Annotated in this window: 17 protein-coding genes, 3 tRNA genes and 3 rRNA genes; 6 read left to right on the forward strand and 17 right to left on the reverse strand. The window is 43.1% G+C overall.

Features of this window, described 5'->3' with window-relative positions:
• On the reverse strand, positions 1-442 hold a 442-nt coding region (locus BUA11_RS09910), incomplete at its 3' end, for a flagellin family protein (RefSeq protein WP_483866228.1).
• 220 nt (positions 443-662) lie between these two features.
• Between BUA11_RS09910 and BUA11_RS09915 the strand changes: the two genes are divergently transcribed.
• A complete protein-coding gene (locus BUA11_RS09915; protein ID WP_072761079.1) occupies positions 663-1,466 on the forward strand; it encodes a flagellin in 804 nt (267 codons plus the stop codon).
• A 51-nt stretch (positions 1,467-1,517) separates the two neighbouring features.
• Here BUA11_RS09915 and BUA11_RS09920 read toward each other — a convergent pair.
• Positions 1,518-1,606: transfer RNA gene (locus tag BUA11_RS09920), tRNA-Leu, on the reverse strand.
• Between the two features lie 170 nt (positions 1,607-1,776).
• Here BUA11_RS09920 and BUA11_RS09925 point away from each other — a divergent pair.
• Genes BUA11_RS09925 through BUA11_RS09940 form a run of 4 tightly spaced genes read left to right on the forward strand, consistent with a single transcriptional unit; the run spans position 1,777 to position 5,448 of the window.
• Entirely contained in the window at positions 1,777-2,754 is a 978-nt protein-coding gene (locus BUA11_RS09925; RefSeq protein ID WP_072761081.1) for an NAD-dependent epimerase/dehydratase family protein, read from the forward strand.
• A gap of 12 nt (positions 2,755-2,766) precedes the next feature.
• Positions 2,767-3,888: a DegT/DnrJ/EryC1/StrS family aminotransferase gene (locus BUA11_RS09930; RefSeq protein WP_072761083.1), complete on the forward strand. Its 1,122-nt coding sequence runs from the start codon at positions 2,767-2,769 to the stop codon at positions 3,886-3,888.
• Between the two features lie 28 nt (positions 3,889-3,916).
• Entirely contained in the window at positions 3,917-4,402 is a 486-nt protein-coding gene (locus tag BUA11_RS10550) for an acyltransferase (protein WP_072761107.1), read from the forward strand.
• A gap of 32 nt (positions 4,403-4,434) precedes the next feature.
• Positions 4,435-5,448, forward strand: coding sequence for a glycosyltransferase (locus BUA11_RS09940; protein WP_072761086.1), 1,014 nt, complete (start codon positions 4,435-4,437; stop codon positions 5,446-5,448).
• Between the two features lie 46 nt (positions 5,449-5,494).
• On the opposite strand, the gene BUA11_RS10505 is transcribed toward BUA11_RS09940, so the two are convergent.
• Positions 5,495-7,351 carry a methyltransferase domain-containing protein gene (locus tag BUA11_RS10505; RefSeq protein ID WP_072761087.1) on the reverse strand — a complete coding sequence of 619 codons (1,857 nt, stop codon included), beginning with the start codon at positions 7,349-7,351 and terminating at the stop codon, positions 5,495-5,497.
• Positions 7,352-7,389: 38 nt separating this feature from the next.
• Positions 7,390-7,632 (reverse strand): tetratricopeptide repeat protein, encoded by a 243-nt coding sequence (locus BUA11_RS10510; protein WP_072761089.1) that lies wholly within the window; start codon positions 7,630-7,632, stop codon positions 7,390-7,392.
• A 143-nt stretch (positions 7,633-7,775) separates the two neighbouring features.
• Between BUA11_RS10510 and BUA11_RS09955 the strand changes: the two genes are divergently transcribed.
• The gene (locus BUA11_RS09955; protein WP_072761091.1) at positions 7,776-9,044 is read left to right on the forward strand and encodes a hypothetical protein; all 1,269 of its coding nucleotides are present in this window, start codon (positions 7,776-7,778) and stop codon (positions 9,042-9,044) included.
• 63 nt (positions 9,045-9,107) lie between these two features.
• Here BUA11_RS09955 and BUA11_RS09960 read toward each other — a convergent pair whose 3' ends face one another.
• The 13 genes from BUA11_RS09960 to BUA11_RS10020 all read right to left on the reverse strand — a co-directional run.
• Entirely contained in the window at positions 9,108-10,298 is a 1,191-nt protein-coding gene (locus BUA11_RS09960; protein WP_011993255.1) for a pyridoxal phosphate-dependent aminotransferase, read from the reverse strand.
• A 28-nt stretch (positions 10,299-10,326) separates the two neighbouring features.
• A complete protein-coding gene (locus BUA11_RS09965) occupies positions 10,327-10,929 on the reverse strand; it encodes an IMPACT family protein (RefSeq protein WP_072761093.1) in 603 nt (200 codons plus the stop codon).
• A 28-nt stretch (positions 10,930-10,957) separates the two neighbouring features.
• A complete protein-coding gene (locus tag BUA11_RS09970; protein ID WP_072761095.1) occupies positions 10,958-11,692 on the reverse strand; it encodes a glycosyl hydrolase 108 family protein in 735 nt (244 codons plus the stop codon).
• Between the two features lie 21 nt (positions 11,693-11,713).
• Entirely contained in the window at positions 11,714-12,304 is a 591-nt protein-coding gene (gene yfcE, locus BUA11_RS09975; RefSeq protein WP_072761097.1) for a phosphodiesterase, read from the reverse strand.
• Between the two features lie 11 nt (positions 12,305-12,315).
• Positions 12,316-13,209, reverse strand: a complete 894-nt coding sequence (locus BUA11_RS09980) for an RNA polymerase factor sigma-54 (protein ID WP_072761099.1) — start codon at positions 13,207-13,209, stop codon at positions 12,316-12,318.
• Positions 13,173-14,063, reverse strand: coding sequence for a pseudouridine-5'-phosphate glycosidase (locus tag BUA11_RS09985; RefSeq protein ID WP_218587322.1), 891 nt, complete (start codon positions 14,061-14,063; stop codon positions 13,173-13,175). Before BUA11_RS09985 ends, BUA11_RS09980 begins: the two co-directional genes overlap by 37 nt.
• Positions 14,064-14,183: 120 nt before the next feature.
• Positions 14,184-15,011: a protease complex subunit PrcB family protein gene (locus BUA11_RS09990; protein WP_072761103.1), complete on the reverse strand. Its 828-nt coding sequence runs from the start codon at positions 15,009-15,011 to the stop codon at positions 14,184-14,186.
• Positions 15,012-15,042: 31 nt separating this feature from the next.
• Complete coding sequence (locus BUA11_RS09995) at positions 15,043-16,584, reverse strand: GGDEF domain-containing protein (RefSeq protein ID WP_072761105.1); 1,542 nt, start codon at positions 16,582-16,584, stop codon at positions 15,043-15,045.
• 271 nt (positions 16,585-16,855) lie between these two features.
• Positions 16,856-16,972: ribosomal RNA gene (gene rrf / locus BUA11_RS10000) — 5S ribosomal RNA — on the reverse strand.
• A gap of 24 nt (positions 16,973-16,996) precedes the next feature.
• Positions 16,997-19,914: ribosomal RNA gene (locus BUA11_RS10005) — 23S ribosomal RNA — on the reverse strand.
• Positions 19,915-19,948: 34 nt separating this feature from the next.
• A tRNA-Ala gene (locus tag BUA11_RS10010) sits at positions 19,949-20,024 on the reverse strand.
• A gap of 5 nt (positions 20,025-20,029) precedes the next feature.
• Positions 20,030-20,106 (reverse strand) — tRNA-Ile (locus BUA11_RS10015).
• 40 nt (positions 20,107-20,146) lie between these two features.
• A 16S ribosomal RNA gene (locus BUA11_RS10020) occupies positions 20,147-21,445 on the reverse strand; the annotation flags it as partial.

Here is a 21,445-nt window from a genome sequence, read left to right on the forward strand (position 1 = left end):
CTGGTGTGAATCTGAAGTTCTCAAGTTTTCCATCTAACAATTTCTTCGTGTTGAATTCCGTTGTCCTGGAGATTCTGTCAATTTCTTCTCTTAACTGGTTGAGTTCTGCTTGTATCTGGTTCCTATCTACGTCTGTGTTCGTATCGCTTGATGCTTGTACTGCAAGTTCCCTCATCCTTTGGAGTATCGAGTGTACTTCTGTCAGTGCTCCTTCTGCTGTCTGAATCAAGCTGATAGCGTCTTGCGAGTTCTTGATTGCCATGTCAAGACCTTTGATTTGTCCCCTCATCTTTTCACTGATTGCCAAACCCGCTGCGTCGTCACTTGCTCTGTTGATCTTTAATCCAGATGAGAGTCTCTCAAGTGTCTTGCTCATGTCCATGTTCGTCATGCTGATGTTTCTCCAGCTGTTCAGTGCGCTAATGTTGTGGTTAATCCTCATACCTCTCCACCTCCATGTGGTTTTTGTCCTTAGTTCTCAAAGTTATTTTTCGGGGATCCCCACTTCCCGAAATCCATTGTTATTATCGGAAAAAACAAAGGACTTCTTTAGCTTAAAATATCTCTGAAAAAAATTTTTGAACGATTTCGGAATTTACAAAGTCTAAATACGTGAAAGCAAAAAATCTCTTTTCGTCCATGCCCTGTAGGGAGGGATGGTTATGCGTATCAATAATAACGTCGGTATGTGGGCAATAAGGTATTTGCAAAATCTCCAATCAACACAGAATACACAAGCTCAAAGTTTGGCACAGGCTACTATTCCTATTCAACAAAGCGTAGCTTCAACTGTAATTGCTGAAAGGATTCGTTCGCAAGTGAACGGTTACCGTGAGGTAATGATGAGTGTGTACAACGCAATTGGTGTTATGAACGTTGCGGAAGGCGGTATTCAGAACGTATCGAGCAATCTCCAAAGAATGAGAGAACTTGCAGTACAGGCTTCCAACGGAACGTTATCGGAAGCTGACAGAACGGCTTTGCAGCAGGAATTTAGTCAGTTAGCGCAAGGCATTAACAGGGTTGTCGAGCAGACAACCTATAACAACAGGAGAGTTATTGGCGGTGATATTAGAGACATGCAAGTGCAACTTGGTCCAAATGAAGGTCAGCAAATGAGAGTCACCCTCCCGGGCATGGACATTAGATCTCTTGGGTTGGAAAACGTTAATCTCAACAATGTCGAAAATGCGCAGAATGCACTTAAGGCATTAGACACAGCGATCGAAAGTGTTTCGAATACGCGTTCTTACGTAGGCAGTGTAACAAACAGATTGGAAGGCGCTGCAAGGAATCTAAGTACAACAATGCTCAACCTCACCTCCTCCGTGAGTACATTGACAGACACAGACATGGCACGTGGAGTAATGGACTGGTTAAGGACACGATTGCAACAGCAAGCAACGATAGGCATCATAGGACAGTCGAATGCTAATGCAATGAATGTTTTAAGGCTTCTTGGATAGCCATCCCTCCAACTGAAAAAAGGCGGTGGATTTCTCCACCGCCTTTTGATTTGGTGCCGAGGGCGGGACTTGAACCCGCACGGGGTTTGAACCCCTGTTGATTTTGAGTCAACCGCGTCTGCCAATTCCGCCACCTCGGCTTATTTGTGTTTTTATTATACCACTTGTTCGCTAATTTTTCAAGACTTTTCAGTGAGATTTATAAGCAAGATGTTGAAAATGGACTACAAGAGCTTGAAAAAGGAAATGGTTTAAGAGGTACAGAATCATAAATTTGAGCAGCCAAGAAAACTTTCGGTGAGGTGGAGATATGATAAGAGATAAGGTGATTTTCGTTACCGGTGGTGCCGGATTTATCGGTTGGAATACTATTCTGCGACTTTGTAATGATAATAAGATAATTATATACGATAACATGTATCGCCATTCAAAAAGCGATACTTTCAATTTGAACGTCGACAATATATCTATAATAAAAGGTGACATTCTAGATTATGAGCTTCTATATTCCTCAATTCCCGAAAACACTGACATAGTTCTCCATTTTGCAGCTATAGCTGGCGTGGATACTGTTTTAAGAAACCCTGTCAAGACTATGGAAATCAATACTATTGGTACTTATTTTCTTCTCAAGGTTGTTAAGGAGAAAGGACTAATTGATAAACTCCACAGATTAGTCTTCCTTTCCACGAGTGAGGTCTTTGGCGTAACAGCTTTTAAATCATCAGAAGATACCTCAACAAATTTACAACCTGTAGGAGAAGCAAGATGGGTATATTCTGTAAGTAAAGTTGCGGGCGAACATTTAATCAATGCATACAATAAGGAATTTGGACTAAGAAGTACCATCTTAAGACCATTTAATGTGTACGGACCTGGACAGATCGGTGAGGGTGCAATACACCAGTTTGTCGTTCGAGCCATAAAAAATGAACCATTGCAAATTCACGGGGACGGTACACAAATTAGATCTTGGTGTTACATAGACGATATGGTTGACGGAATTCTTTTGTCTCTGGAAAACGATAAGGCCATAGGTGAAGTTTTCAACATTGGAAATCCCAGGGGAACGCTTACCATTCTTTCGCTCGCAGAGAAGGTAATTTATTTATCCGGCTCATCTTCACCTATCATATTTGTTCCAAAGAATTATATCGACGTGGAGTTGAGAATCCCAAATATTGAAAAGGCTCAGAGAATATTAAATTACAATCCAAAAGTTGATTTAAACGAAGGATTGCTTAGAACGATCGAGTGGTATAAAAGTCGTATCAATAAAGTATATTAAGGAGGAAAGAACATGAGAGTAAGACTTTCTATGCCATGTATTGCTGACAAAGAAGAATTACTGAACAATTTTAGAAAAATACTTGACAGTGGATACTTTGTTCAAGGAGAACAAGTCAGAATTTTTGAAGAGAAACTCAAAGAATACCTTGGTACTAAATATTGTATAGCAGTTAGTTCTGGAACTGCAGCTCTTCACTTGGCTCTTTTAGCTTTGAACATACATGAAGGTGATGAGGTAATAGTTCCATCTTTCACTTTTCCGGCAACTGTAAATGTCATAGAGCTTGTTAAGGCAAAGCCTGTGTTTGTTGATGTTGATTTAGACACTTATAACATAAACGTTAAACAAATTGAATCAAAAATAACAAGCAAAACAAAAGCAATTATGCCCGTGCATCTTTTTGGCAATCCTGCAGAAATGGATGTAATTTTAGAGATAGCAAAAAAGTACGAACTGAAAGTTATAGAAGACGCTGCAGGTGCATTAGGAAGTCTTTACAAAGGCAGAAAGTGTGGTACTATCGGGGATATTGGTTGTTTCAGTTTCCATCCAAGAAAAGTAATTACAACAGCAGAAGGTGGGTTAGTTGTCACGAATGATGACGAAATTGCGAGAAAAATATTTGCTCTAAGAAATCATGGATTCTTCCAGGTAGGTAATAACAGAGAATTCTTAATGCCAGGGCTTAACTATAGGATGAATGAGTTCGAGGCTGCACTTGGAATCGTACAAATGGAAAAACTCGATGAAATGGTTTCGCAAAGAATAAAAATCGCAAATGAGTATATGAAAAGACTTGAAAAGATAAAAGGACTAAGTTTGCAAAAGACGACGGATGATTGCGTAAACTCTTATCAGGCTTTCGTTGTAATGCACAACGCTTTTACAAATTCTGAAATTATTCAGAAGCTTTCGAGGTATGGTATCGAAACAACCGTAGGAGCATTTGCTGTACATGAATTGAGCTATTACAAGGATATTTATCGATGCTCTTCCGAAGATTTTCCAAATGCAAAGGTACTTCATGATAAAGCCTTTGCTATACCAATATACAACGATATGGTAATGGAGGAAATTGAATATGTTGTTGAATCATTGGAAAGGATGATATTCAATGAAGATAGAGAATAACAAAATCAATAAGTCACATGGAACAGGTATGTTTGACATTAAAGATTTCAAAAAGCTCGGAGAAAACGTTATTTTCGAGCACGGAGTACTGGTTTTTCATCCGGAAAATATAGAGATTGGTAACAATGTATACATAGGTCACTACACTATATTGAAAGGTTATTATAAGAATATTATATCCATAGGAGATCACACATGGATTGGCCAACAGTGCTTTTTCCACGGTGCAGGTGGGTTAAAAATAGGTAGAGCTGTTGGAATTGGTCCAAAAGTTACCATACTAACATCGCAGCACGATTTAACGCATTTGGACATTCCTGTATATTTCGCACCCTTACTTTTTGAGGAAGTTATAATAAGCGATGGAGCTGATATAGGTGCTGGATCGATAATACTGCCGGGTGTTAAAATTGGAGAAGGAGCTGTTATAGGGGCTGGATCTGTAGTTACCAAGAGTGTTCCTGCCTATGAAATTTGGGCAGGTAATCCTGCAAAAAAACTTCGTGAAAGATAATTTTGATACTTCAAACTAAAGGAGGGAATTTCTTGAGAGTTTTACATGCCCCAATCGAAATAGCTGGCCAGCTTTGGGAATACACCGATGCTTTAAGAAAAGTTGGTGTAAATGCAAGAAAACTGACTTTTGAAGAGCATCCTTTTGGATACAAAGATGACATAATAATCAAAATTACAGGCGCAACCCACGTCTATGACTTAGTTGGTGCAGAGATTAAGATTTTCACCGAATTAGTAAACTCATTTGATATTTTCCACTTTCATTTTGGAGAGTCTTTAATTCACCAGAATCTCGATTTACCTGCACTTAAATTTATGGGTAAAAAAGTGTTGATGAATTTCTGGGGGAGCGATGTGAGATTAAAATCTATTGCAAAGCAAAAGAATCCGTTTTACAGCGACGAGATGCACCTTGGTGATGACAATTTGAAGATCGAAAAGTTGAAGATAATATCAAGATTTGTCGATTGCGCTGTCATCTCAGATTATGAGTTATATGAATATATAGAGCCGTTTTTTAAAAACATAAAACTAATACGACAAGCAGTAGACACAGAAGTTCTTCAACCAAAGTACCCAGAACCCGTCAACGAAAGACCAGTTATTGTACATGCTCCAAGTCGAACAAACGTAAAAGGAACTTCTTTTGTTGAGAATGCGATTGAAAAACTTCTACTAAAATACAACTTTGAATATATCAGGCTAAGTGGATTACCCCATGATAAGGTTTTAAGTACAATTTTGAATTCAGACATTGTCATTGATCAGGTAATCTTAGGTGCCCATGGTATACTTTCAGTTGAAGCAATGGCACTTGGAAAACCAGTTGTATGTTACATCAGGGAGGATCTGATAGACAAGTATCCAAGCGATTTACCGTTAGTCAATGCAACACCCGTTACACTAGAAGAGGAGATTGAAAAGCTACTACAATCTGGTGAACTGCGTCATGAAATAGGGAAAAGGTCCAGGAAATATGTTGAAAACTATCATAGCAAAATAACAATTGGGTTGGAACTTAAAAAGCTGTATGAGACCCTTTAACCTTTTCAATTCTAACAATTAAAAGTTTAAATATATCGCCATTCTTTTATTTGTACTTAGAAAATTCCACATTGTAAGTATTCTCAAGGTATTCTTTTGTGACAAAGACTATTTCGTCATACTGATAGGGTACGTCTAATCCGTATATGTTTACATAAATAGGCTCAAAACCAATTTCACCGAATTTTTTGAAAAGAAAATCAAGATAATACGTCTCATCAACTATTTGCAATCTGTCCGGATAGTTATTTCTTAAGAAAGTTTGGTACCTCGCATCCGGAATATTTAGATAAATCACTGTTGAAGAATTGCTGTGATTTTTTATAACTTTGAAGAGATCATTTACGATGTTTTGAGGAATATGTTCCATAGAATCTACAATTGTGATAAGATCAAAGTCGCTCCTGTTTAGTTCTAATTTTGTAGCATCAGCGACGATGTAAGTAATGTTGGAATGATAAGAATTTTGCTTTGCAAATTCGATCAACTTGTCAGACAAATCGATCGCAGTAACAATTGCACCTTTAGAAGCCATAAAGTATGACGTGATGCCGGTCCCGCAGCCTATGTCAAGAACTTTGATATAAGGTCTGACGAGTTTTGAAAGAGTATCTTTCACACGTGAATGTCTTGGATTCTCTCTAATATGGTCGTACTTCAATCTCTCTAAAAAATTATCGTAATAATCTTTTATCTCATCTGCACTTTTAGCTTTTTCCAAGTTTTCTTTATTTTTGTCCTCAACCACGTCTTTGTTTGAAATGACAGAGACACTTGTTTTTTGTGTATTATATGTCTTATCATCAATGCTTTTAATCAATCTATAAATTTCCACAATCTGTTTCTCAAGCGAATAGTTTAATTCTACAAATGCTCTGTAGCTTTCTGAATCGTAAGATTTGTTAGTTATAATTTCTAAGGCTTCGTCTAAAGTATTGTAAATTAAGTCGTTTGGCCATTGTTCTTTCGCTCCGCGATAATTCAAGATTATCGGTTTTATTCCTCTTGCCATGCCCTCCATTATGTTGTAGGGATGACCTTCATGTATACTTGTGGATAAGACAAAATTCTTATCTTCCAAGAATTTTTCAATATCTTTCACCCAACCATGTAAAATCATGTTTTCTTCTAAATCAACCTCTTTGATTGAATAATTGAAATAAACCTTGTATCTGAAATTTTCGAATTCTCCAGCTATGTGGAGCTTGTAATTCTTATCAATTCTTTTAAGTTTAGCAAGAAGCTGAATCCACATTGTTGGATCCTTTTTGTGACCTATAATTGCCGCAACAGCTAAGTTATAGCCTGGTTTGTGCAAAGTGAACTTAAATCTGTCCAGATCAATTCCATTGCTAATAACATGCTCTTTCACGTTCGGGATATCAAGTGTCTTGTGAAGCTCACGGAAGATCTCCTGTGTGTGCTTTGCAACAAAGATCAAATGATCGATTTTTGTCCAATCTATTCTTTCAGGAAAATCAGTAAGTGCTTCGTAACTATGCAATCTGCAGATAACCTTCTTTTTAGAAAGTTCTGGTATGTTTTTCGTCACAAAAATTGCCATTTCATTCGCCCACTCAAGCCAAATTATATCAGCCCATCTTACAGCTTCCTGTAAGGTTTTGATGTCTTCAGTCACAACAAGCTTTGTATCATAAGTAAGAGATAGCACTTCAGCGATATCTTTAAGAAAATTTTCGTACACTGGCAGACATAAGAATGCTATCTTCGTGTCTTTTTTCTCTTTCTTGTACAGTTCCATGAACTTGTTTTTCATTTCTGGATTATCAGTTAGCTGGGCCGCTTTTGAATAGTATTTCAAAGCCATCGGAATGTTTCCAGAGCTCAGTTGAGTATCCCCGAGTAAATCGTACACAGCCCAATCTTTGTCGTGTATTCTCATTAAGTATCTCCAAGCTTCTTTGTCATTCCCAAGTTGTTTCAAAACATATCCATAATTGAATAATAAACATATCCATAATTGAATAATAAATCAGAATCAATTGGGGAATATCTAAGTCCCTTTTCAAATGCTTCTTTTGCTTCAGTTAGTTTTCCCTGGTTGAAGTATATCATCCCAAGAAAGTTATGCTTTTTTGGCTCATTATCTTCAAGCTTATCAATCATTTCAAAAGCTTTTGAATAGTCACCCAATTGTATTAATTTTTGAATTTCATCATTCATACGTTAACCTCTAACAATTTTTTCAAATATATTTTTCCCCGAATGAGTCCTTTTATCCTACTATTTATGAACGTTTGATATCTTCAACAGTCTAAATATTTATCCGGGGTAAAAAACCCCATCCTATTTTGGGAGATGATATTATGAGAGTTAAAGGAAGGTATTTCCATGGAATTTTAGTCTTAGCTTTTGCGATCGCAGTTTTGGTTTCTTGTATACCCCTAACACCGGCTGAAAATCCTAAGGAAGTTGTTATCCAAACATCACGACACGGGCATATTACGAACGCAACTTTGGTTTTTGCAAGGGACGGTTTAAATGGCACTTGGACTAAGTTGACAGGAACAAATGGTGTATATAAATTCACTGTCAACGATTCAAGTGGTCTTTATTCCGTGGCTGTTGCTGAACCAAGTGATACTTATTCAGCAACAAAGGTGTTTTTTATACATTACAAGCTCTTGGAAACGAATTTTGTACCGGTGGATGTTGGAAATGCAACCGACGAAGATGCAGCGACGCTGACAATCAACCTGCCAAGTGATTTTGCTACAAATACGCAACTCGGAATATTCTTCTTGATTGAACACCGCTTTCCATCGATTGACGATGTTAGTGGCAACAAAGTCGCGGTCGCTGAACATCTGCCAAAAGGCAAAGGTGATTTGGTAATTTATTATCCATCATTGTGGTCTGAAGAAGGCGTTCAGAAAGTTGCTATATTAAGAAATTTCGAGTTATACACCGATAAAACAATTAACTTGAGCACATCTGATTTTAAAGATAGTGAAAGAATAAATCGTTTTGAAGACATTTTCTTAGACTGGTTGGTAGGTGGAAAGACTGCTGCATTTGGTGTAGCTTCACATGACCAGGACCACAAAATTCCAAGTTCGTTGAAGAACGATACAGATTTGTACGTGTTTGGTTACTTCAATTGGAAAGAAGGATTCACATATTCAGAATATAGAAAAGCATATCCAACAACTACGCCATTTGCTACAAGTTCTATCACTCCTGCCGAACTTCCTGAAACATTGGTAGCAACAGAGGTAATGGATGGAACACTGAAAGCAACAATTACTCCGTACAATCCAGGTCTGTCAGGAATGTCTGATATTCTGTATTTGTTCCGTGTTACCTCGTATTATGAGCTTTCTGAAGGGGGTTACCCAAATCTAGATACAGACTACTATGTTAAAATATCAAAGGGCTACTTACAAGCTTTAGAAAACGATGTTTACACATTCCCTGTAATCAGCTCAACTGAATTTCAACCTTACAACATTGACCTTGATGCAAACATAATCGCAGGAGATGAAGACGTCATTTCAGCAAATATGACATTGAAGGATTTCTTCGTTCCAAAGGATGGATTAAAGATATTGAAGTGGTTCTACGCTGTTTTCTAATTTCTAAGAAAAACAAACAGGGGCATTTCACAAATGCCCCTGTTTTATTTCTTCTACCCTTTGTTATTTTCTTTTATTATATTCCCTTATCCCTTCCCCAAGTATCCTCACGGCGTCTGCGAGCTTTTCGGCTTCAAGTACGTACGCTATCCTTATTTCACTCATTCCTGCTCCTGGCGTTGCGTAGAATCCGCTGAGCGGTGATACCATCGTCGTTTTTCCGTCAACGTTGAATTCTTTGAGCATCCAGATTATAAAGTCTTCCGCATTGTCAACTGGAAGCTTTGCAGAGAGGTAGAACGCTCCCTCAGGTTTGTGTACAACTACCCCAGGGATTTCTTTCATCGCTTCGTATGTTGCGTCTCTTCTTTTTTGGTATTCATCCCTCACTGAATTTGTGTATTCCTCGCCAAGTGTAAGCAATCCAATAGCACCGAATTGTGTTGTCTCCGCTGGACAAAGCCTTGCCTGTGCAAATTTGAGAGCGCTTTTGTAAAATTCTTTGTTCTTGGTTACCAACGTTCCTATCCTTGCGCCGCAGGCGCTGTACCTTTTCGATATACTGTCAACCATTATCGTCTGTTCTTCGATTCCTTCGAAATGAAATACTGATATGTGTTTCCTGCCGTCGAATGTGAATTCCCTGTACACTTCGTCCGAGATTATCACAAGATTATGCTTCTTTGCGAATTCAACAATTTGCTTCATCTCTTCGTAGGTGTAGACTGTGCCCGTTGGATTCGACGGGTTTGAGAAGAGAATAGCTTTCGTTTTTGGGCTGACAACCTTTTCAAATTCACTCATCGGCGGCAGTCGATAGCCGTCTTCAGTGTGGGCAGTCACGGGAACAAGTTTGACATTTAGATAGGAAGCAAATCCAAGGTAATTTGCGTAGAATGGTTCTATTGTGATAACCTCATCACCTGGGTCGCATACGACACCAAGAGCAAACATTATCGCTTCGCTTCCACCGTTTGTTACCATTATTTCGTCGGCGCTCACGTGTATGTTATGCCTTGCGTAGTATTTTGAAAAAGCTTCCCTGAGTTCTAAAAGACCCTGAGAATGAGTGTATGCAACGACTTCTGGTTTGTATTTATCGATATATTCGTACCACACGCTTGGAGTCTTTATATCCGGCTGTCCTATGTTGAGATAGTAAATATTTATACCTCTTTTTTTAGCTTCGTCTGCGTACGGGACCAATCTTCTTATTGGACTTGCGGGTGTTTCAACTGCCCTTTTTGATACCATTTCTCTTGCCTCCTTTATTGTGGTTATTCTACACGTATACTTCTTCTCTACTCTCAACTTCGGGTAGGTCTAATGGTTTATCGTGCAACACTTCAAGATAAGCATATTCTTCGGTGTACGAAATATCAAGTATGGTAACTCCGATATAGCTGAGCTGTTGCATTTTTTTGCCGTATGAAAGGAAATCTATCTTTAATTTTTGCTTGTATGCTCTTCTTTTCACAATTATGCGATTATTGTTTTCTGCTTCCTCAATAGCTCTTTGAACAGCTAAAGAGTACGCATCGATGAGCCCTCGAACGCCGAGTTTCACCCCGCCAAAGTACCTCGTTACAACTACTGCCACGTTCAACAAGCCGTATTTTCTTAATGTATTAAGCATGGGAAGTCCAGCTGTTCCAGATGGTTCTCCCGCGTCTGAGGAAAATTCAACAATATCGCTCTTAGTTATAACCCTATATGCAGGGCAGTTATGCGTTGCATCTATGTAAGTTTTATGGATTTCTGATATGAAAGCCCTTGCCTCTTCTTCTGAACTTGCTTGATGTAGAGTCGCGATGAATATGGACCTTTCTATGTTTATCTTAATCTGAGTTCTTCCCTCAAGTGTTTTAAAATTCTCAAGTTCCACTTTTGCAAAACACCTGCCTGTTCAGAAACTATCCAATGTAGAAGACTTTGTTTATTCTGTTCAACCAGCCTTTGAGATATTGAGGGTATCTCGTTCCAATTTGACGGGCGTGCTGTGAGAATGCTGTTCTTAATTTTTCAACTATCCATGGAAACCTCGGGTCAGAATCTTTCAAATAAATTAGTTCACTTCTTGGAAGTACAGAATATGCTATTGTTAGCGCCTTCTTGCCAAATAAAGTGCACATATGCATCATGGCTACCTGCAGTCTGATGCTTTGGAATTCATATATTCTGTTCGGAACATAGTACCTTGTGTACAGGATGTAATAAGCCCTGTCACGCGTTAGGTTGAAGATGTTAACATCCGGGTTATGCTTAGAAGAGATTCCGTATTTCGTAAAGCCTCCGAGTTCGTCAAATGTCAGAGTGCTCCCTTCAAAGTCGACAACGCTGTATATAACGTACTCGACTATGGAGTTGTTGTAGAGAGCTTTTCTGAGATTCTCAATATCTTTCTTAAGTTCATTAAAGCTTTTGAGCGTTAGTTGTGTTGAATCTGGAGTTTCCACATTTTGTGTGGTAGTTCCATCAGTTGAAGCGGAAACGACCTCATTACCGGTATTTTCAACCGAAACAGATGCCAAATTAATTGCCTTCTTTTGGGAAGGTGCATAAAAGAAAGTTTGATAGATTATTGCATTTGAGAAGAGAAGTAAGCCAAGAATTATCAGGTAAAGGATTATTCTCTCAGCTCTGTTCATGCCTTTTAGCACTTCAGACAATTATTCAGTTATCAATTTTGAATCGCTCAATGTCCATGTTCTTTCCATGTATACTTCTCCGGTATCGAGGTTGTAGAATTTCGTAAGGAGTGTGTTTTCGTCGATTTCAATAGTCATGACGCTCCTCGACGTTCCATTTTTGGGTAGTGATGTACTGCCGGGGTTTAGCACAAATTTTCCGTCTATTTCCTCTATCTTTGGTATATGTGTGTGTCCGTGAATTATGAATTGAGCGCTCGTGTCGTTGACAAATTGCTTTATATCATTTTCCTCGAATATCTCGCCGTGGACGAGCAAGAAGGAAAAATCTCCGAAGTATTCCATTGTCACCTTCGGCATCTCTTGTACAGACAAAACCTTTAAGTCTATATCAGCATCGCAGTTGCCTCTGATGTAGTCTATTCGGTAGTTTTTGAGCTTCTCAACTAAGCTCTTCGGGTCATATCCATCAGGTAACGGATTTCGTGGACCGTGATAGAGCACATCTCCAAGATGGAAAATGCTTGTGAATTGTTTTAAATCAAAAAGTTTTTCAATATCTTCCCAAGCTTTCACTGAACCATGCGTATCGCTGACAACGAGTATTTTCATACATGAGGCAACTAAGCCTTTCCCTCCTTCGTAGCGGTTGAAACCTGTTTTCTGTATTTATTAACCGTCCTGCGCGATATATTTATGCCTTCGGATTTGAGTATGAGTGCCAGATGAGCATCTGTCAGTGTGTTGTCTATTTCTAAGAGTCTCTGTATCTCGTTTTTCACAATTTGTGGATTGATGATTTTTCCAAAGAACAGCCTTAGTGGTAGAGTGCCGATCGGAGTACTTGCATACTTTCCTTTAACGGCACGACTGATCGTTGATGTGTGTAAGCTAATTGTCTTACTGAGATGCCTCATAGTTAATATCTGCGGATATCGTCTGTATCCTCTCAAAAAGTATTCGTTCACCTTCCGTATCTCATCGCAGATTTTGTAAAGTGTCTCTGCACGCATCTCTAAGGCTTTCATGATTATTGGGTCTTTGACTTCTATTCTTAGCACTTCAACTTTCTCCGGGGTAATTATAACATCAGGTTCGACGTATTCGTTGAATTGTCCTCCTGTGTTTTGGGATATTTCCTCAGAAAATTCGGTCAGTAGAAGTTCTATCAGTTCCTGAGCGTGAGAAATATCTATTCCAAAATTTTCAGCTATTTCTTCTGCGCTAATTCTTATTTTTCCCCTGCTGTCGATATTGTATATTATGTACTCAGCAATCTTTTCGTCGTTGTCCGAAAGCCCAAGAAAAGGCAGTAGGCCAACAAGAACTTGGTGTAGGTCTTCTGAGTACGCAACAGCGTAATCTTCCACTTCCATAACTGGAAGATACTTCTCTTTGAGCAGATGTATCGGCGTGCTCAAAATATTAAGGTAGAACTTCTCAGTTTTCGTAAGTATTAGCTTTTGTTCAAGGCGTGGTGTTAGCGAAGTTTCACGAGCTCTTTTGCTATCTGGCATGCTAACCTCACGTTATTCTTCAAAAGTTCTATATTTGCTTTGAGCGTTCTGTAATTGCTAAGCTCAGCAACTCTGGAAAGTAAATACGGAGTTACACCTTTTCCGGTTATACCTTTTTCACTGCATTCTTTCAAGGCTTGTTGGATATACCCCTCAACCTCGCTCTCAGGAACGATGTATTCCTCAGGGATTGGATTTGCTACAAGTATTGAGCCTTCTATGGATAACTCCTTCTTAGCCTTGAAAATTTTTGCGATTTCTTCAGCATTCTGAACTGTGTGGTCTAACTTGAAATCTGACAAACCTTCGTAGAAAATGGGAAATTTGTCCGTTCTGTATCCAAGCACAGTTATCTGAAAAGTTTCCATAAATTCTATAGTCTTCTTCACGTCGAGTATCGATTTGCAACCTGCACTGACAACTATAACATCCGTTTTTGCCATTTCGGTGATGTCCTGCGAAACATCCCAGTCGCCCACATGGACACCTCCGATGCCGCCAGTAGCAAAAACGTCGATTCCAGCAAGTTTTGAGAATCGCATTGTTGCACTGACAGTTGTAGCGGCGCTCTTTTTGAGCCCTACAACATATGGTATTTCTCTTGTGCCTATTTTCAGCGGTTCATCTTCAAGCATCTTGTTTATCTCTTCCTCGGTCATGCCAATGATAACTTCTCCTTTGAGGACACCAATTGTGGCGGGCACAACTCCTTCGCTTCTTGCAATTTCCTCAAGAAGTTTAGCAGTTTCAACGTTATGTGGAAACGGCAAACCGTGGGCGATTACTGTACTTTCGAGTGCGACTGTTGGTTGATTCTTGTTTAAAGCTTCTTCGACATGTTTACCGAGTCTTATCACTTGTATCACCTCTTTCTATCTCTGATTATCCTATTATACCATTTCAAAAATCTCTGTATATAAAACATGCAAAGAGGCGGATCACTCCGCCTCTTATCTAAAATATAATGAATAAAATCATTTGACTACGAGCACCCTTCTAAATTCTCCAAGATCCTTTATAGTTATAATAACTTCATATTGCCCAGCTGGAAGCTTGCCAATCTCCACGGTTTTCGTCGGCGTAGTGAATGCTTGGGTGACCATATCGCCCGGTTTTGGCCTGTAGAATGTGCCAGTTATCGTTATTTTCCCAGGATTATTTCCAACAGGGTAAACTATATCAGGCTCGTTAACTTCGATTCTGTATCCTCCCGTCGGGAACGTGCCAGCAATAATTTGAACAAACAAATAATCGTCTTTCGATGCCGGTACTCCTTCCGATATTTCAACATATTTTGTATCAGCATGCTTCAATACTCTTAACATTGCACCTTCGATTTGTTCAAGAATCGGCACTTCTGCCTCACCACCTGATGTCTTCTTTTCTTCTGGTATGACTTGCGAGTTAACACTTATTGTATATTTTGCGGGGCACATTACAAGCAAAAGTGGCATCCTAACGTATGACTTATCGCGTACGCCGTTAATCTGGTAAGAATACTCTTCTTTGCCGTATGTGAATGTGACCTTATAGACTAATTCTTTCTGAGAGGCTGCACTCGTTGTCAGTGGTTGGAATGTCCAAGCTTTAATGAGATATCCTTTGCTCTCTTTGTCTTCAAAGAGTTTAATATACTGAACGTTGAAGGTCTTTGTTCCAACTGTTTTGAAAATATGGTCAGGAAAACTAACTTCCAACTGTTTTATAACCGTACCGGCCGTTTGTAAAGATTGCTGCCCAAAAAATACCGATGAGAGCAAAAGCATTGCAAGGAAAAATGGAAAAAGAACGACTCTTTTCACACCTTACACCTCCCTTTGTGCACTAACCACACTATACACCTTTCTTGTTAGATCTATACTTTTCTTCTTTCATTTGGTACATCTTTTCATCTGCCTGTTCATATGCTTTGTCAAAATTATCAAACGGTGCAAAACCATACGAAAATCCTACTCCAAGCTCGTTTCTACAACGATTGTATAACCTATTCATTATGTGTTCAACATCTTTTTCAGAAATACTGTTGGAGACAATACAGAACTCATCTCCGCCAAGGCGTATGAAATAGTCTTCCTGCCTGATATCTTTCTTTACAATTTCAGAAAATCTCTGAAGCAGTTTATCGCCGTAGATATGACCATATGTATCGTTAATCTTCTTCAACCCGTCTATATCTATCAAAATCAAAACGCCACCCTTTGGAAGCTGTTCTATTACCTTCCTGTTGAATGCACCAGTGAGATGGTCTAACACATTTTCCTTCGCCAAAACCTCATGCCTCGCTGCTATGCGCTTGAACTTTGTCAATGTTGTAGTCGCCAAAGAGATCAAAAATACGAGCCTTCCATAAGGTATCATTAACTCGTTTGGTAATCCGGTAGCGAGTACGTAAAATGTCTGAGTTCCAGTGAGCAAAAGGAAAGAAACAGGGAAGACGTATTCAAGAAGCCGTTTTACGTAAACGATGAAGGAAATATATATTACCAAAATCATTGAATATAGATCTGAGAGTAAACCAAAAAAGTGCACGTATTTTGTGTTAGTTGAAATAACCACTAAGCCTGTAAGTAAGAAAGGAATGATCAAGAATGCAATTTTGAAACGTGGCTTAAGATAAAAACCCGAATTTTCAAATATGAGGAAAAGAAGGAAAGTAACAACAAACATGGGAGCTGTGCGGGCAAGTTTTTCAAAGATTAAATAACTCTCTACAGATCCATAAGTCTCTCTGTATGTAAATTGAACAAGCCCGAGTATCATGAAAACAGAAGCCATCAAGATATAAAAATACGACTTTTTTTCGTTTGCTGAAGCACCGGTGTATGCCAGTAAGAACAAGTATAGAATAACTCCCGCTGCTCCGATACCGACTAAAACAATATCATTTCTAAACATGTTTATCAACTGTGCTCCCTGAATCGCAGTATTCATGTCCACTAAGTAAGGACTTCCGCTTATTCCCGCTCCAACTATACCGTGCAAAACCACTTTAATCTCGTTCTTCTCGCTTTCTCTTAACAAATATTCAGGTACACTTACAACAAGCGCTTTGGGCCACAAATTACCCGTCCCATCACCGAACACCGCAACACGTTCTCTATTCACAAATATTTCTAACTTTGTTGCAATCACTTTTTGAAAAACAACGGTATTTCTTACACCATCGTAAGAAAAGTATCCCACGAACTCTTTGCTATCGGGTTTTTCGAATTGGTAATATTTTGTAATCTCATTAGACGGGACCATCCAGCGAATAACTTCACCTTCTGGAAGGTTGATGACTTTGAATGTGTAGCTCAAGCTCAAAAACAAGACTAGAGATATTAACGAAATGAGTAACATCCTAACCAAATTTACCAGCTTTCTTTCACCCATCCGCCACACCTACCGTACTACTCCTTCACCCCTATTTTCTAAATATACTAACAAATTGATAAGAATATCTTTCCTCTCTTCGCTAAGTAGTTCACCTATATCTTATCACATTTTTCTCGGCTCTCAACAACTTAACTACCATTTAACTTATTATTCTTCTTTACTTCATTTTTTTGATATTCCTTTGTAAGTTCATATATTCATGCTAATTCAGTTAAAAACAAAAAACCGCCGATTCGGATAAGAATCGGCGGTGAGGGTATATAGGAAGCCTGGGCACTACCTACTCTCGCAAGGGGTCGCCCCCTTACTACCATCGGCCCGCGGTGGCTTAACGGCCAGGTTCGGAATGGAACTGGGTGTTTCCCACCGCAGTATCGGCACCCAGGATCATTCAAAAGTGCATAGGGTGTAGGTGAAGGGACGGGTCTATTAGTACCGGTTGGCTCCACACATCGCTGTGCTCCCACCACCGGCCTATCAAGGTCCTCTTCTCGAACCGACCCAAGAGGCCTCATCTTGGAGCGCGCTTCCCGCTTAGATGCTTTCAGCGGTTATCGCTCAGGAGCGTAGCTACCCAGCGTATGCCCTTGGCAGGACAGCTGGTACACCAGTGGCTCCCTCACCCTGGTCCTCTCGTACAAAGGGCGACCCTCCTCAAGCCTCTTGCGCCCGCAGCAGATAGGGACCGACCTGTCTCACGACGGTCTGAACCCAGCTCACGTACCCCTTTAATAGGCGAACAGCCTAACCCTTGGGACCTGCTTCAGCCCCAGGATGGGATGAGCCGACATCGAGGTGCCGAGCCTAGCCGTCGATGTGAACTCTCGGGCTAGACTAGCCTGTTATCCCCGGGGTAACTTTTGTCCGTTGATCGACGACCCTTCCACTCGGAGTCGCCGGGTCACTAGGACCGGGTTTCCCCTCTGCTCGACCCGTCGGTCTCGCAGTCAGCCCGGCTTTTGCCCTTGCACTCAACGGTGGATTTCCAACCCACCTGAGCCGAGCTTTGCGCGCCTCCGTTACTCTTTGGGAGGCGACCGCCCCAGTCAAACTGCCCACCTGGCACTGTCCCTCGTGTGCTCTCCACACACGTAGGTTAGAACTCCGCTGCAACGAGGGTGGTATCCCACCGTCGGCTCCACGGACCCTGGCGAGCCCGCTTCTTAGCCTCCCACCTATCCTGTACACGCCGCAACAGAGCACAATACCAGGTTACAGTAAAGCTCCACGGGGTCTTTCCGTCTAGCTGCGGGTACTGGGCATCTTCACCCAGACTGAAATTTCACCGGGTCCCCTGCCGAGACAGTGCCCCAGTCGTTACGCCATTCATGCAGGTCGGAACTTACCCGACAAGGAATTTCGCTACCTTAGGACCGTTATAGTTACGGCCGCCGTTTACCGGGGCTTCGGTTCGGAGCTTGCACCCCTCCCCTTAACCTTCCGGCACCGGGCAGGCGTCAGTCCCTATACTTCCTCTCATCGAGTTGGCAGAGACCTGTGTTTTTGGTAAACAGTCGCCAGGGCCTTGTCACTGCGGCTACCTCGGCCTCCGTCAGTTTCCTCCTCGCGGATTCCCCTGACTTCAACCTAACGTAGCACCCCTTCTCCCGAAGTTACGGGGCTAATTTGCCGAGTTCCTTGGCAAGGGTTATCCCGCTCCCCTTAGCTTTCTCAGCCCGCCTACCTGTGTCGGTTTGCGGAACGGGCAGCCATGTATCACTACACGCGGCTTTTCTTGGCAGTGTGGCGTCAGTCCCGTTGGCCCCTCTCGGAGCCTCCCCTTCACGGCTCAGCTCAGGCTGCGGACTTACCTACAGCCCTCAACACCTAACCGCTTGGAGGGATTTGCCACTTATCCCCAGAACTTAGCCTCCTGCGTCCCCGCTTGCAGTATCGATACACAGCTGGTACCGGAATATTAACCGGTTTCCCATCGGATACCCCTTTCGGGTTTTCCTTAGGTCCCGACTCACCCTGGGCGGACGACCCTTCCCCAGGTACCCTTAGGCTTTCGGGGGGATGGATTCTCACCATCCTCTCGTATACTCATGCCTGGATTCTCACTTCCGCCTCGTCCAGTAGCTCTCACGAGTCTACCTTCTCCCTAACGCGGAACGCTCCCCTACCAACCATTTCTGGTTCCGTGGCTTCGGGGGGTGGCTTCAGCCCCGCACATTTTCGGCGCAGTGCGTCTCGACCGGTGAGCTGTTACGCACTCTTTAAATGATGGCTGCTTCTAAGCCAACATCCCGGTTGTCAGGGACACACCACATCCTTCCTCTTCACACTTAGCCACCTCTCCGGGCCCTTAGCCGACGGTCTGGGTTGTTCCCCTCTCGTCCGTAGAGCTTATCCCCTACGGGCTCACTCCCAGCATATCGTGTGGCGGCATTCGCAGTTTGACAGGGTTCGCAGGTTACCCCACTAGCCCTACCAGCGCTCTACCTCCGCCACAGAACTGCTGAGGCTGCACCTCAATGCATTTCGGGGAGAACCAGCTATCACCGAGTTCGGTTAGCTTTTCACTCCTACCCACAGGTCATCCGAGGATTTTTCACGATCCACCGGTTCGGGCCTCCAGTGGGTTTTACCCCACCTTCACCCTGCCCATGGGTAGCTCACCCGGCTTCGGGTCTATCGCACCTGACTCGCGCCCTATTCGGACTCGCTTTCGCTTCGGCTCCGCCTCTATCGGCTTAACCTCGCCAGATGCGATAACTCCCAGGCTCATTAATCAAAAGGCACATCGTCACCCTCGCGGGCTCCGACTTCTTGTAGGCATGCAGTTTCAGGTCTCTTTCACTCCCCTTCCGGGGGGCTTTTCACCTTTCCCTCACGGTACTGGTTGCGCTATCGGTCGGCAGGTAGTATTTAGCCTTGGAGGGTGGTCCCCCCTGATTCACGCGGGATTCCTCGAGTCCCGCGCTACTCGGGATCACAGTCACACCTACGCGTTGCATTTCGCCTACGGGACTGTCACCCTCTACGGTCAGCCTTCCCAGACTGTTCGGCTATACAACGCTTCAGTGCGGACTCAGCCTAACTGTGTCCCACAACCCCAGCTCGCGCTGGTTTAGGCTCCTCCCCTTTCGATCGCCTCTACTCAGGGAATCTCGTTTGATTTCTTCTCCTCCGGGTACTGAGATGTTTCACTTCCCCGGGTATCGCGCCTTTCGGCACATGGGCTCTCACCCATGCGGGTTTCCCCATTCGGGTATCCCGGGATCAACGCTCGCTTGCAGCTCCCCCGGGCTTTTCGCAGCTTGCCACGCCCTTCTTCGCCTCCTGCCGCCTAGGCATCCACTGCATGCCCTTTCTTCCTTCACCTTTCCCTATGCACTTTTCAATGACCCTTCCCCATTGGTGGAGACAAGGGGATTCGAACCCCTGACCCCCTGCTTGCAAAGCAGGTGCTCTCCCAGCTGAGCTATGTCCCCACCCATGGTGGGCTCGGGAGGAATCGAACCTCCGACCTCACGCTTATCAGGCGTGCGCTCTGACCATCTGAGCTACGAGCCCAATCACTCAAATCCGAATAGCAGCCACCACTTCTCCTTAGAAAGGAGGTGATCCAGGCGCACCTTCCGGTACACCTACCTTGTTACGACTTAGCCCCCCTCACCACGTTCACCCTCAACGGCGCCCCTAAAGGTCACCGTCTTCGGGTGCCCGCAACTCGGGTGGCTTGACGGGCGGTGTGTACAAGGCCCGGGAACGTATTCACCGCGGCGTGGCTGATCCGCGATTACTAGCAATTCCGGCTTCATGTGGGCGGGTTTCAGCCCACAATCTGAACTGGGGGATGGTTTGTGGGGTTTGCTCAGCATCGCTGCCTCGCCTCCCGCTGTCCATCCCATTGTAGCGCGTGTGTCGCCCAGAGCATAAGGGGCACGAGTATCTGACGTCATCCCCTCCTTCCTCCGGCTCGTCGCCGGCGGTCCTCTTAGAGTGCCCACCTTTCGTGCTGGCAACTAAGAGCAGGGGTTGCGCTCGTTGCGGGACTTAACCCAACACCTCACGGCACGAGCTGACGACGACCGTGCACCACCTGTGCTGGCTCCTTACCTTGCGGTAAGGTCCCTCACCTTTCGGCTCAGTACCACCAGCATGTCAAGCCCTGGTAAGGTTCTTGGCTTAGCTTCCAATTAAACCACACGCTCCACTGCTTGTGCGGGCCCCCGTCAATTCCTTTGAGTTTCACCCTTGCGGGCATACTCCCCAGGCGGCTCACTTAACGCGTTAGCTTCAGCACGGAGACCTTCGCCCCCACACCAAGTGAGCATCGTTTACGGCTAGGACTACCCGGGTATCTAATCCGGTTTGCTCCCCTAGCTTTCGTGCCTCAGCGTCGGTTACAGCCCAGCAGACCGACTTCTCCACCGGCGTTCCTGCTGATATCTACGGATTTCACCCCTACACCAGCAGTTCCGTCTGCCTCTGCTGCACCCAAGCCGTGCAGTTTCCAGCGCATACCCACAGTTGAGCCGTGGATTTTAACGCCAGACACACACGGCCGCCTACGCACCCTTTACGCCCAGTAATTCCGGGTAACGCTCGCCCCCTACGTATTACCGCGGCTGCTGGCACGTAGTTAGCCGGGGCTTATTCCTCAGGTACCATCAGCTTTTTTCCCTGAGAAAAGGAGTTTACACCCCGAAGGGCTTCGTCCTCCACGCGGCGTCGCTGGATCAGGCTTTCGCCCATTGTCCAAAATCCCCCACTGCTGCCTCCCGTAGGAGTAGGGCCCGTGTCTCAGTGCCCTTGTGGCCGGCCATCCTCTCAGACCGGCTACCCGTCGTCGGCTTGGTAGGCCGTTACCCTACCAACTACCTGATGGGCCGCAGGCCGCTCCCCTGGC

The sequence above is a fragment of the Fervidobacterium gondwanense DSM 13020 genome, assembly GCF_900143265.1.
In the GTDB taxonomy this organism is placed as follows: domain Bacteria; phylum Thermotogota; class Thermotogae; order Thermotogales; family Fervidobacteriaceae; genus Fervidobacterium; species Fervidobacterium gondwanense.